Raw genomic sequence first — 12,347 nt, forward strand, 5'->3', positions numbered from 1 at the left:
CGCCGTAGGAATGCCGCAGGCATTTCCGCCTCCGACGGGTGGCCCGTTTCACAGAAGATGCCAGAAGTTCGCCAAACCCAGCGTGTCGCGTCGACTCCTGGTAGATGCGACGGCCCCGGTCCGTGACGTCACCGCCACCGACCGGGGCCGTCGCCCGGGTCCGCTCAGGCGATGTCGCGGCGCCGCATGATGAGGCTGCCGGCCGCCGAGGTCACCACGGCGTACGCGATCAGGACCACCGCGCCGACCCACTGCGGCGGGTTGCCCGGCAGTTCGGTGCCGCTGATCATCAGCGAGGACGCGGTGGACGGCACGATCACCGCCAGCTTGCTGATCCAGTCCTGCTCCAGCCACTGCTGGAGCAGGAAGAAGACCAGGTTCGCCGCCGTCGTGCCGACCAGGTAGAGCACCACGGCGGTGATGGTCGCCCCGATCTGGCTGCGGATCAGCACGCCGAAGCCGACGCCGAAGACGCCCCAGAGCACGTACGCCAGCAGGTTGAGCAGGATCGCGCGGGTGATGTCCCAGTCGCCCAGGTGCGCGTCCCAACCCTTGGCCGCGAAGAAGATCAGCGTCGCCGGCACGGTCAGCACGGTGGTGACCAGCCAGAAGAACGCGCCGATCAGCGCCGCCGCGACCAGCTTGGCGGTGACCACCACCGTCCGGTGCGGGGTGGTGAGGAAGGTGGTCGTCGCGGTCTGGTGGTAGAACTCGTTCGTCACCACGATGATGCCGAGCAGCAGCACGAAGAGCAGCCCGAAGTACTGCCCCGAGGTGAACAGGTTCGCCGCCTGGTAGACCTCGTCGGCCGAGGCCAGGACCTGTGCGGCCTGCTCCTCCGGCAGGCCCTCCACGTCCTGCGGGCCGCTGAGGGTGAGGTTCGCGTTGAGCGCGTTGACCAGGAACGCCAGGGCCAGGGTGACCAGCGCGCCGAGGCCGAACAGCCACCACGTGTTGGTCGTACGGATCTTGAGCAGTTCGGCTCGGACCAGGTTCATCGGATGCCCGCCTTCCCGGCCGTCAGCTCCAGGAAGACCCGTTCCAGGTCGGGCCGTTCCGTGGTGAGTTCGTGCAGTTCCACCCCGGCGGCCAGGGCGACCCGGCCGACGGTCGGGGCGTCCGCCCCGTCCACCAGCAGGACGCCGTGCTCGTCCGGGGTGACGGTGGCCGACTGCGCCTTCAGCGCGGCGACGAGCTCGTCGGCCTGCGGGGTGCGTACCCGCACCCGCACGCCCTGGGCCATCGAGCCGATCACCTGGTCGACCGGCCCCTGCCGGACCAGCTGGCCGGCGGCGATGATCACCACGTCGTCGGCGAGCAGCTGCATCTCGGAGAGCAGGTGGCTGGAGACCAGCACCGTGCGGCCCTCCTGGGCCAGGCTCTTGAGGAACCCGCGCATCCACCGGATGCCCTCCGGGTCCAACCCGTTGGCCGGCTCGTCCAGGATCAGCACCCGTGGGTCACCGAGCATCGCGGCGGCGATGCCGAGCCGCTGCTTCATGCCCAGCGAGTAGCCCTTGAACTTGCGCCGGGCGGCCGGGGTCAGCCCGACCAGGGCCAGCGCCTCGTCGGCGCGCTGCCGGGGCAGGCCGGCCGCGGCGCAGATCACCCGGAGGTGGTTGAGGCCGGTGCGGCCCTTGTGCGCGCTGGACGCCTCCAGCACCGCGCCCACGTGCCGCAGCGGGTCGGTCAGGTCGGCGTAGCGGACACCGTCCACGGTGGCGTCGCCGCTGGTCGGGGTGACCAGGTTCAGCAGCATCCGCAGCGTGGTGGTCTTGCCGGCGCCGTTCGGGCCGAGGAAGCCGGTCACCCGCCCCGGTTCGACGGTGAAGGACAGGTTGTCCACCGCCCGGACGTTCTTGTAGTGCTTGGTCAGTCCGGACACCACGATCTGGCCGGTCCCGGTGCTGGGGCTCCACTGCCCGTCGGACATCGTGCTCCTCCCGTGCGGCGGCGCGTCACGCGCCGCGGTGTGCGGCGCCGTTGCGGAGAGCGCCGGGGCACAGCCTGGCAAGGGCGCGCAACCCGGTCAATCGGGCGCGGTCCGTAGTCCGGGCTCCGCCTCACGCAGGAGGCGGTCGTCCTCAGGGACGAGAGAGGGGTTCCGGGGGCAGCGCGATCCAGGTGGCCCGGGCCCGGCCGAGCAGCGCGCCGGCCGGGCCGTACAGGCTGGTACGCACGACCGCCTTGCGCCCCTCGCCGCCGACCAGCTCGCCGGTCACCACGCACTCGTCGCCGGGCCGGGGCAGCGCGTCGACGACCGCGGCGACCCGGCCGAGGACGTACGGCCGGCCCGGGGCGATGACCGCCCAGCCGCCCGGGCAGTCCAGCGCCGCCCAGACCGTGGCGGGCACCACCCGGTCGGGCGCGCGGAACGGCGCGGCGGTCCGGCCGTCCGGCAGCCGTCCCGGGAAGATTCGCAGCCCGTCCGGGCGATCCGGGCCGCAGACGTAGCAGCCGGGAAAGGGGTGGTCCCGCAGGCCGGGGTACGCGGCCGAGGCGGCCGCCGCCGTCGCCGGGTCGACCGGGGCGACTGCCGCGGGCGGGTCGTCGGTCGGGCGGACCTGGGCGACGAGCTGCCCGTCCGGGTCGAGGACGTCGCCATCGGCCAGCGTCAGCGAGGTCTCCAGCGGGGGCGGGCGGCGCAGCGTCACCTCGACCGGCCGGTCGCCCCCGTACGCCTCGGCGAAGACCCCGGCGCTCCACCCGCCGTTGCCCGATCCGGGCGGCCCGTTGAACCGGGACTCGATGATCATCGACGCACCTCCGTCGTGCCCGGCGCCGCCGCCGGGTCCGCCCGGGCAGCCTGCCACGCCGGCCCGGCGGAAGGTCAGGTAGCCCGGGGTCGGCGGTTCGGGGCGGACCGCCGACAGCCGTTCACCGGATCGACATCCTTCGCCGGGGCGGCCGGCAACCCCGGCCACCTACACAGGTCCCATGGCCGTTCTGCACGCCGCTGGCGCACCCCTGACGACCAGCGGATACACCCTGCTGATCGCCGACGACCCCACCCAGGTCGCGGCCGCGCAACGCCTGCGCCACGAAGTCTTCGCCACCGAGCTGGGTGCGACCCTGCGACCGGGCGGGGCCGGGCTGGACGTCGACGACCTCGACACCCACTGCGACCACCTGATCGTGCGCGAGGAGCGCACCGGCGCGGTGGTCGGCACGTACCGGTTGCTGCCGCCGGGACGCACCGACCGCCGGTACGCCGCGAGCGAGTTCGACCTGACCGCCCTGGACCCACTGCGCGACGTCCTGGTGGAGGCCGGCCGCTCCTGCGTCCACCCCGACCACCGCTCGGGTGCCGTGATCAACCTGATGTGGGCGGGCATCACCCGCTACCTGCACCTGCGCGGCTCCCGCTGGCTGGGTGGCTGCGCCTCGGTGCCGGTGGGCGACGGGGGCCGGGCCGCCGCCGAGGTGGCGGCCCGGGCGCGCGCCCGGCACCTGGCGCCGCCGCTGCTGCGGGTCCGCCCGTTGCGGCCCTGGTTCGCCGAGCCGGGGGCGGTCCCGTTGGACACCGCCGAGGGCGGCGCCGCCGGGCAGGCGCTGATCCCGCCGCTGCTGCGCGGCTACCTCCGGCTGGGTGCCTGGGTCGCCGGGGAGCCGGCGTACGACCCGGACTTCGGGGTGGCCGACTTCTACGTGCTCTTCTCCCTGGACCGGATGAACCCGCGCTACCTGCGGCACTTCCTGGGCGGGGCGCAGGAGTGAGCGCCGAGCTGTGGCGGCCCACCTCCGGCTGCGGTCCGGACTGCCTGCCGGGGTCGGGGCAGGTGCCGGCCGTACCCGCCGCCCGGCGGGTGGCCCGGCTGCTGGGCGTACTCGGGATGCTGCTGGTGGGGGCCGGCCTGGCCGGGCTGCTGCCGGTGCTGCCGGCAGCCTCGCGCGCGACCGCGCTGCGCGGCTGGGCCCGGGCGACGGCGCGCGCCCTCGGGGTGCGGCTGGAGGTGCGGGGCCGGCCGCCGCGCCGGCGCGCGCTGCTGGTCGCCAACCATGTCTCCTGGCTGGACGTGCTGGCGGTGCTGGCCGTCACGCCGGCCCGGATGCTGGCCAAGCGGGAGGTGCGGGCCTGGCCGCTGGTCGGGGTGCTGGCCCGTGCGGGCGGCGCGCTCTTCGTCGACCGGGCCCGGCCCCGCGAGCTGCCGGCGACCGTCGCCCGGATCGCCGGGGCGCTGCGGGCCGGTGACCCGGTCGCGGTCTTCCCGGAGGGTACGACCTGGTGCGGCAGCCTGACCGCCGGCGACTGCCGGCCGGGGCGGGGGTTCCGGCCGGCCGTGTTCCAGGCGGCGATCGACGCCGGGGCACCGGTGGTGCCGCTGCGCGTCGGCTACCGCTGCGCCGCGACCGGCGAGGACACCACGGCGGCCGCCTTCCTCGGCGACGACACCCTCTGGCGGTCGGTACGCCGGGTGCTCGCCGCCCGCGACCTGGTGGTCACCGTGCGGGTCGCCGCGGCCCTGCACCCGGCCCCGGACGCGGACCGGCGGGCGCTGGCCCGGGCCGCCGAGTCGGCGGTCCACCTGGTGCCGGCCCGGCCCGGCCCGCTCCGGCCGGTGGCCGCGCCGGCCGTCGGCGGTCCCGTCGGCGCGGTCGGCCCGACCCGCGTGCCGGCGGGCGGGCGGGGGCTGGACCTGGCGGCCTGACGCGCACCCGACTCGCGACGTGTCTTGCCCTATCGCGATGTATCGCGTTAGGCTCCCCCGGGCGTGGGCCGCCGGCCGTGCGCATCGAGGGGAGCACGTCATGACCCGCTGGACGGTCGAGCAGCCGCGACGCTTCACCCTGGACGACCCGGTCACCGAGCTCGACGTGCGGCTGATCAGCGGTCGGCTCAACGTGGTCGCCACCGACGGCCTGGCCCGGGTCGACATCACCCAGGCCGGCGGCGAGGGCCGGCCGATCCACGTCGAGCACCGCGACGGCCGGCTCAGCGTCGTCCAGGAGCGGAAGTTCCGCTGGCCGGAGGTGTTCCGGTGGGTCGGCCCACTGGCCCGCTGGCCCCGGGTCGACGTCTCCGTCGCGGTCCCCGCCCACGTGGCGGCCACCCTCAAACTGATCGACGGCTCGCTGGTCGCCTCCGGGCTGCGCGGGCGGACCCGGGCCGACGTGACCTCCGGCCAGATCACTTTGATGGGGCTGCGCGGCGCCACCGCCGCGAAGATCGTCTCCGGTCCGGTGGAGGCGCTCGGGGTGGCCGGGGAGGTCACCCTGGAGACCGTTTCCGGCGAGGTCATCCTGGCCGACAGCGCGCCGGGCCAGGTCCGCGCGCACACCGTCTCCGGCGCGATCACCTGCGACTTCGACAACCCCCGCCGCAGCGAGATCCGGCTCAGCACCATCTCCGGCAGCATCACGGTCCGGGTCCGGGAGGACAGCGACCTCGCCGTCCGGCTGCACACCGCCTCCGGCCGCATCACCAGCGGCTTCCCCCAGGTGCTGGCCAGCCGCGGGTTGGCCGCGGTGCGCGACAGCGAGGGAGTCCTGGGAGCGGGCGAGGGTAAGCTCTGGGCCTCCGCGACGTCGGGCAGCATCGCGCTGCTCGCCCGTCCGGTGGACGACGACCAGGAGGAGCTGCCGTGACCGCCGTGTTCAGTCACGGGCGGCTCCGGCTCTACCTGCTCAAGCTGCTCGACGACGGCCCGAAGCACGGCTACGAGCTGATCCGGCTGCTGGAGGACCGCTTCCTCGGCCTGTACGCCCCGAGCGCCGGCACGATCTATCCCCGCCTGCAACGGTTGGAGGTGGAGGGGCTGGTCACCCACACCGCGGCCGGCGGCCGCAAGGTCTACGACATCACCGAGGTCGGCCGGGCGGAGCTGCGGCAGCGCGCCGACGAGCTGGCCACCCTGGAGGCCGACATCACCGCCTCGGTGCAGGACCTCTCCACCCTCGCCGGGGAGATCCAGACCGAGGTTCGCGGCTCGGTCCGGGACCTCAAGCGCGAGCTGCGCGAGGCGGCCCGGCAGACCCGGCAGGCCCGCTGGGACCGGCCGGTGCCGCCGCCGGCTCCCGCTCCCGCCGCCTCACCGCTGCTGACCGAGTTCGACCAGCGGCTGGCCGCCTTCACCATGGAGGTCGGCGGGCTGGTCCGGGCGCACCGACTCTCCGACAACCAGTTGCGTACGGCGATCCGGGTCCTCGACGGGGCGCTCGACGGGCTCCGCCGGCTGCTGCGCTGACGCGGCTCACAGGGTCTTTTCAGGAAGCGTCCAGCGCCGGCGCAGCCGCGTCGCGGATGATGGCGGGCATGGCCGCTACCCAGACCGAGGCGCGACTGCTCGTCGTCGAGGACGATCCCAACATCCTCGAACTGCTCTCCGCCAGCCTGCGCTTCGCCGGCTTCGACGTGGCCACCGCCACCAGCGGCAGCGCGGCGTTGAGCACCGCGAAGGACCACCGTCCCGACCTCGTGGTCCTCGACGTGATGCTGCCCGACCTGGACGGCTTCGAGGTCATCCGGATGCTGCGCGAGGGCGGCACCCGTACCCCGGTGGTGTTCCTGACGGCGCGGGACGCCACCGACGACAAGATCCGTGGGCTCACCCTGGGCGGCGACGACTACGTCACCAAGCCGTTCAGCCTGGAGGAGTTGACCGCCCGGATCCGCGCGGTGCTGCGGCGTACGGCCACCGGCGAGCACGCCCCCTCCCGGCTCACCTTCGCCGACCTGGAGCTGGACGAGGAGACCCACGAGGTGCACCGGGCCGGCCAGCGGGTGCAGCTCTCGCCGACCGAGTTCAAGCTGCTGCGCTACCTGATGCTCAACGCCAACCGGGTGCTCAGCAAGGCGCAGATCCTCGACCACGTCTGGAACTACGACTTCCGGGGCGACGACAACATCGTCGAGTCCTACATCTCGTACCTGCGCCGCAAGGTGGACAACACCCAGCCCCGGCTGATCCACACCCTGCGCGGGGTGGGCTACGTGCTGCGCAAGCCGACAGCGTGAGCGCGAGGACCGAGCCGGTTCCGCGAGCCCCGCAGTCGCGAACCACGGTGCACCGATGAGCGTCCTGCACGACGCGAAGGGCCGACTCCGCAGCGTCCCGTTGCGGATCAAGCTGGTCGCGGCGGTGCTGGCGCTGGTCGCCGCCGCGCTGGTCGTGATCAGCTCGCTGACCACGTACTTCCTCCGCAACTACCTGGTCGGACAGGTGGACGCCGAGCTGCGGACCTCCGTGCGCAACATCGAAACCGCGGTGGTGACCCCGCGCGCCGACCAGCCGATCATCCCGACCGACTACCTGGTGGTGGTGACCGACCGGGACACCGGCAAGGTTCTCGGCTACCAGTACGACAACTCCCGCTTCGACACCGAGGATCTGCCGGCCTGGCCCGCCGACGGGCAGGGGTTCGCCGAACGGACCGGCGACCCGTACACGGTGCGGGGGCGCGACAGCGCGGTCCGCTGGCGGATCCTCTACGCCCAGCTGCCCAACGGACAGATGGCGGCGATCGCCCAGAACCTCACCGACGTCGACCTGGCCGTCAAGCGGCTGGTCTGGATAGACCTCCTGGTCGGCGGGGCGGTGCTGATCCTGCTCGCCTCGATCGGCGCGGCGATCGTACGGACCAGCCTCAAGCCGCTGGTGGAGATCGAACGCACCGCCGCCGCGATCGCCGGCGGCGACCTCAGCAGACGGGTGCCCGACCCGGAGGAGGGGCAGGAGTGCGCGACCTCCGAGCTGGGCCGGCTCTCCCGCGCGCTGAACGCGATGCTGGCCCAGATCGAGGCCGCCTTCACCGCCCGGGCCGCGTCGGAGACCGCCGCCCGCTCGGCCGAGGCCGGCGCCCGGGACGCGGCACACGCCGCGCAGGTCTCCGAGGCGCGGGCCCGCCGCTCGGAGGAGCGGATGCGGCAGTTCGTCGCGGACGCCTCACACGAGCTGCGTACCCCGCTGACCACCATCCGGGGCTTCGCCGAGCTGTACCGGCAGGGCGCGGCCCGCGCGCCCGAGCAGACCGCCGACCTGCTGCGCCGCATCGAGGACGAGGCGGCCCGGATGGGGCTGCTGGTGGAGGACCTGCTGCTGCTGGCCCGGCTGGACCGGGAACGGCCGCTCTCGCTGGCCCCGATCGAGCTGCCGGTGCTCGCCTCCGACGCCGTGCAGGCCGCGCGGGTGGTCGCCCCCGACCGGCGGATCGACCTGGAGATCGAGCCCGGCTCGGGCCCGCTGGTGGTGCACGGCGACGACGCCCGGTTGCGGCAGGTCATCGGCAACCTGATGACCAACGCGCTCACCCACACCCCGCCCGAGGCGTCGGTCACCCTGCGCCTGCGCGCCGAGCCGGGGAACCTGGCCGTGGTCGAGGTGGCCGACACCGGTCCGGGCCTCACCCCGGAGCAGGCCGAGCGGGTGTTCGAGCGCTTCTACCGCGCCGACGCGGCCCGGACCCGCCGGGCGAGCGGGATCACCAGCACCGGGCTGGGGCTGGCCATCGTCGCCGCCCTGGTCACCGCCCACCACGGCACCGTGCAGGTCGCCGAGACCCCGGGCGGCGGGGCGACCTTCCGGGTCCGGCTGCCGCTGCTGCCGGACGCCGACGGCGAGACCGAGTGACTTTCAGAAAACATTCAGGCGGGTTCCAGGCTGGTGCCAGTGCGACGGGAGAAAGTGGAGCCATGACCGAGTTCGAGACCGACCCGCAGCGGCGGCCGGCCGCCCCCGACGCGGAGCCGTCGCACCCCACCGCCGAGCTGTCCCGCGTCGAGCCTGGGCAGTCCGACTCCACCGAACCTCGCCCGGCCGCCCCGGGCGACGCCGCCGGCACCGCGGGGGAGCCGGCCGGCACCCAGCCGAGCGCCGCCACCACGCCGGACGCCCAGACCTCGGCCGCCCCGTACGCCGGCCAGACCTCCGCCGGCCCGTACCCGGGCGCCGGGCAGACCTCCGCCGCGCCGTACGCCGGCCAGATCTCCGGTGCCGGGTACCCGTCGGCCGGGTACCCGCAGGCGGGGCAGGCCTCCGCCGCGCCGTACCCGGGCGGGGCGCACGGTGGCGAGCAGGCCTACCGACCCGGCTACCAGCCGTACCCGTCCGCCGGTCAGTACCCGGCCGCCGGCTACCAGCCGGGGCAGCCCGGGCAGCAGTCCGGCTGGACGGCGGGCTACCCGGGTGCGCAGGGGCCTGGTGGGCCGGTCCCGCCGCAGCACGGAGGTCAGCCGGTGCCGCCCTGGGCCGCCGGTCCGCGTCCCTCGAAGGTGGCCAAGTTCGTCGGCGCCGGCGTGGCGGTCTTCGCCCTGATGCTCGGCTCCGGCGTGGCCGGTGGCGCGCTCGCTCTCGCGGTCGACGGCGACTCCGGCGGCATCACCCGCACCTACTCGGCCGCCCCGGTGATCAACAGCGCCGACCTGCCGAAGATCGCCGCCGCCGTGCAGGACAGCGTGGTCTCCATCATCACGGACAACGGCGAGGGCTCCGGCGTGATCCTGAGCGCGGACGGCTTCGTGTTGACCAACAACCACGTGGTCGCCTCCGCCTCCGGCGACACCGTCCGGGTGGTCTTCGCCGACGGCAAGACCGCCCAGGCCAAGATCGTCGGTACCGACCCGAAGACCGACCTCGCCGTGGTCAAGGCCGGCGGCGTCAGCGACCTGAAGGCCGCGAAGTTCGGCGACAGCGACGGGATGCAGGTCGGCGACCAGGTGCTCGCCCTGGGCAGCCCGCTGGGCCTGCAGGGCTCGGTCACCGCCGGCATCCTCAGCGCCCGGGACCGGACCATCCAGGCCGGCGAGAACGGGCAGCAGCAGAACCCGCAGCAGGGCGCCAGCTCGATCTCCGGGCTGCTCCAGACCGACGCGCCGATCAACCCCGGCAACTCCGGCGGCGCGCTGGTCAACACCCGGGGCGAGGTGATCGGCATCAACACCGCGATCGCCACCGCCGGACAGGGCAGCAGCGGCAACATCGGGGTCGGCTTCGCGATCCCCAGCAACAAGGCCAAGGACGTCGCCGAGAAGCTCCAGCGCGGCGAGAAGGTCAGCCACCCGTCCCTCGGGGTGAGCGTCAATGCCGCCGAGGACGGCGGGGCGCTGGTCGCCGCGGTCGTGCCGGGCAGCGCCGCCGAGAAGGCCGGCATCCAGCGGGGCGACGTGATCACCCGGTTCGGCGACAAGGTGGTCAACGACTCCAACGACCTGGTCGGCGCCGTGCAGGCCGGCAAGGTCGGCGACCGGGTCGAGGTGACCTACAAGCGAAATGGTGTCGAGGCGAAGGCAACCGTGACGCTCGCCGAAACGTCATAACACCAGACCTGCCTCCTCCGGGGCGGCGGGTGGCGGAGCCAAGGGGGTTGGCTCCGTCACCCGTCGCCTTTTTCGCACCCCGTGGCCCCCGACGCCGGTCCGGTGCCGGTTCACCCCGCCAGGGTGAGCCGGCCTCACCCGAGGAGTCGGCATCCTCGCCAGGAGCCGACCGCACGGGAGGGGACGCCATGACGACGGCAGCGGCCACCCGCACCGATCCGCACATCCAGCGCGACGTGCTCGACGAACTGGCCTGGGACCCGCAGGCCCAGCCGCACGAGATCGGGGTGAGCGTCGCCGACGGCGTGGTCACCCTGACCGGCCGGGTGGACAGCTACGCCCGCAAGTGGGCGGCGCAGCGCTGCGCGCACCGGGTACGAGGCGTGCGGGCGGTCGCCGACGACATCGAGGTACGCCTGCCCGGCCTGGACGGTCAGGACGACGGCGAACTCGCCCTCGCCGCCGTACGGGCGCTGGAGTGGGACAGCTTCGTGCCCGCCGAGCGGCTGGACGTGACGGTCTCCGCCGGCTGGCTGATGCTGCGCGGCGAGGTGGAGTTCGGCTACCAGCGGCGCACCGCCGAGCAGGAGCTGCGCCGGCTGCGGGGCGTACGCGGGGTGACCAACCTGGTCGAGGTGGTGCCGCCGGCCCCGCCCAGCGCCGAGCAGACCGCCCTGGACCTGCGCCGGGCGTTGCGCCGCCGGACCGGCACCGAGGCGATCACCGTCGAGCTGGCCGGCGACACCGTCGTCCTGGGCGGCACGGTCCGCTCCTGGTGGGAGCGGGACGAGGCGGAGCGGGTCGCCTGGTCGGCACCGGGCGTACGGGCCGTCGACGACCGTCTCGTCGTCACCGGGTGAGCCGCCTGCCGCGTCCGACGAATGTCCGTTTAGCGCAGCCGGGGTGGGGAAATCGCCGCCGATTCCGCTCACCGGGAAGCAACGGGGAGGACCTGTGGCCGTGACCCACCGTCCGTCGGAAAGCCCGCCGGGAGGGCCGCTGCGGATCGCGATGGTGGTCCCGCCGTGGCTGTCGGTGCCGCCGCCCGGCTACGGCGGGCTGGAGCAGGTGGTGCACGGGCTGGTGGACCGGCTGGTCGAGCGCGGTCACGCGGTGACCCTGTTCGGCGCGGGCCGGCACCACGGCACCGCCGCCGACTTCGTCTCCACCGTCGACGACCTCCAGTACGCCCGGCTGGGCGAGGCGCTGCCGGAGCTGGCCCACCTGGCCCGGGTGAAGCATCTGGTCACCGCGGCCGACTTCGACGTGATCCACGACCACACCACGATCGGCCCGCTGGTCGCCGGCCGGCGGGCGGTGCCGACCGTGGCCACCGTGCACGGCAACCCCGTCGGCGAGTACGGCACCGTGCTCAGCGACGTCGACCGGGGCGTGGGGCTGGTGGCCATCTCGCACACGCAGCGCCGACTGAACCCGGGCCTGCCCTGGGTCGGGACCGTGCACAACGCGATGGACGTGCGGGAGTTCCCGCACAAGCAGGGCCCCGGCCGGGGCCCGGTGCTCTGGCTGGCCCGGTTCAGTCCGGACAAGGGCCCGGACCTCGCGATCCGCGCCTGCCGGGAGGCCGGCCTGCCGCTGACCCTGGCCGGCAAGTGCAACGAGCCGGCCGAGCGGCGCTACTTCGCCGAGGTCGTCGAGCCGCTGCTGGACGAGGACGTCACCGTGGTGTTCAACGCCGACCGGGAGGCGACCATCCGGCTGATGGTGGACGCGCGCTGCCTGATCATGCCGATCCAGTGGGACGAGCCGTTCGGCATGGTGATGGTGGAGGCGATGGCGACCGGTACGCCGGTCGTGGCGCTGCGCCGCGGCGCCGTGCCGGAGCTGGTGGTGGACGGGGTCACCGGGCTGATCCGCGACCACGCCGAGGAGCTGCCGGCGGCGCTGTGCGCGGCGGACCGGCTGGATCCGCAGGCCTCCGTCGCGCACGTGGCCCGGAGCTTCTCCACGGACCGGATGGCGGAGGGCTACGAGGCGGTGTACCGGCAGCTCGCCCTCGGCGCCGCCGCGCCGGCCCGGGAGCCGACGCCGGTCGCCACCCGCTGACCGCGGGTCGAGGGACCGGCGCAGCCCC

12 protein-coding genes are annotated in these 12,347 nt (G+C 74.3%); 9 read left to right on the forward strand and 3 right to left on the reverse strand.

Annotation, left to right across the window (positions count from 1 at the left end; translation table 11 throughout):
• Nucleotides 1-164: 164 nt before the first annotated feature.
• From FHX75_RS21740 to FHX75_RS21750, 3 genes are all read right to left on the reverse strand, one after another.
• The gene (locus tag FHX75_RS21740) at nucleotides 165-998 is read right to left on the reverse strand and encodes an ABC transporter permease subunit (RefSeq protein ID WP_154942197.1); all 834 of its coding nucleotides are present in this window, start codon (nucleotides 996-998) and stop codon (nucleotides 165-167) included.
• Nucleotides 995-1,933: an ABC transporter ATP-binding protein gene (locus tag FHX75_RS21745; RefSeq protein WP_154942198.1), complete on the reverse strand. Its 939-nt coding sequence runs from the start codon at nucleotides 1,931-1,933 to the stop codon at nucleotides 995-997. Before FHX75_RS21745 ends, FHX75_RS21740 begins: the two co-directional genes overlap by 4 nt.
• 151 nt (nucleotides 1,934-2,084) lie before the next feature.
• Complete coding sequence (locus tag FHX75_RS21750; protein ID WP_154942199.1) at nucleotides 2,085-2,756, reverse strand: hypothetical protein; 672 nt, start codon at nucleotides 2,754-2,756, stop codon at nucleotides 2,085-2,087.
• 181 nt (nucleotides 2,757-2,937) lie between these two features.
• Between FHX75_RS21750 and FHX75_RS21755 the strand changes: the two genes are divergently transcribed.
• The 9 genes from FHX75_RS21755 to FHX75_RS21795 all read left to right on the forward strand — a co-directional run bounded on the left by FHX75_RS21755 (nucleotide 2,938) and on the right by FHX75_RS21795 (nucleotide 12,319).
• Nucleotides 2,938-3,717 carry a GNAT family N-acetyltransferase gene (locus tag FHX75_RS21755; protein WP_154942200.1) on the forward strand — a complete coding sequence of 260 codons (780 nt, stop codon included), beginning with the start codon at nucleotides 2,938-2,940 and terminating at the stop codon, nucleotides 3,715-3,717.
• On the forward strand, nucleotides 3,714-4,649 hold the full coding sequence (locus tag FHX75_RS21760; protein WP_154942201.1) for a lysophospholipid acyltransferase family protein: 936 nt from the start codon (nucleotides 3,714-3,716) through the stop codon (nucleotides 4,647-4,649). The genes FHX75_RS21755 and FHX75_RS21760 overlap by 4 nt, the downstream gene beginning before the upstream one ends.
• A 100-nt stretch (nucleotides 4,650-4,749) precedes the next feature.
• The gene (locus tag FHX75_RS21765) at nucleotides 4,750-5,586 is read left to right on the forward strand and encodes a DUF4097 family beta strand repeat-containing protein (protein WP_154942202.1); all 837 of its coding nucleotides are present in this window, start codon (nucleotides 4,750-4,752) and stop codon (nucleotides 5,584-5,586) included.
• Entirely contained in the window at nucleotides 5,583-6,185 is a 603-nt protein-coding gene (locus FHX75_RS21770; RefSeq protein ID WP_154942203.1) for a PadR family transcriptional regulator, read from the forward strand. Before FHX75_RS21765 ends, FHX75_RS21770 begins: the two co-directional genes overlap by 4 nt.
• Before the next feature lie 68 nt (nucleotides 6,186-6,253).
• Entirely contained in the window at nucleotides 6,254-6,955 is a 702-nt protein-coding gene (locus FHX75_RS21775; RefSeq protein ID WP_154942204.1) for a response regulator transcription factor, read from the forward strand.
• Nucleotides 6,956-7,010: 55 nt separating this feature from the next.
• Nucleotides 7,011-8,567, forward strand: a complete 1,557-nt coding sequence (locus FHX75_RS21780) for a sensor histidine kinase (RefSeq protein WP_154942205.1) — start codon at nucleotides 7,011-7,013, stop codon at nucleotides 8,565-8,567.
• Between the two features lie 62 nt (nucleotides 8,568-8,629).
• A complete protein-coding gene (locus tag FHX75_RS21785; protein ID WP_154942206.1) occupies nucleotides 8,630-10,252 on the forward strand; it encodes a trypsin-like peptidase domain-containing protein in 1,623 nt (540 codons plus the stop codon).
• Nucleotides 10,253-10,440: 188 nt separating this feature from the next.
• Entirely contained in the window at nucleotides 10,441-11,112 is a 672-nt protein-coding gene (locus FHX75_RS21790; RefSeq protein ID WP_154942207.1) for a BON domain-containing protein, read from the forward strand.
• A 151-nt stretch (nucleotides 11,113-11,263) separates the two neighbouring features.
• Nucleotides 11,264-12,319: a glycosyltransferase family 4 protein gene (locus FHX75_RS21795; RefSeq protein WP_154942707.1), complete on the forward strand. Its 1,056-nt coding sequence runs from the start codon at nucleotides 11,264-11,266 to the stop codon at nucleotides 12,317-12,319.
• Nucleotides 12,320-12,347 lie beyond the last annotated feature (28 nt).

This window comes from Micromonospora palomenae (assembly GCF_007829925.1).
Lineage (GTDB): Bacteria > Actinomycetota > Actinomycetes > Mycobacteriales > Micromonosporaceae > Micromonospora > Micromonospora purpureochromogenes.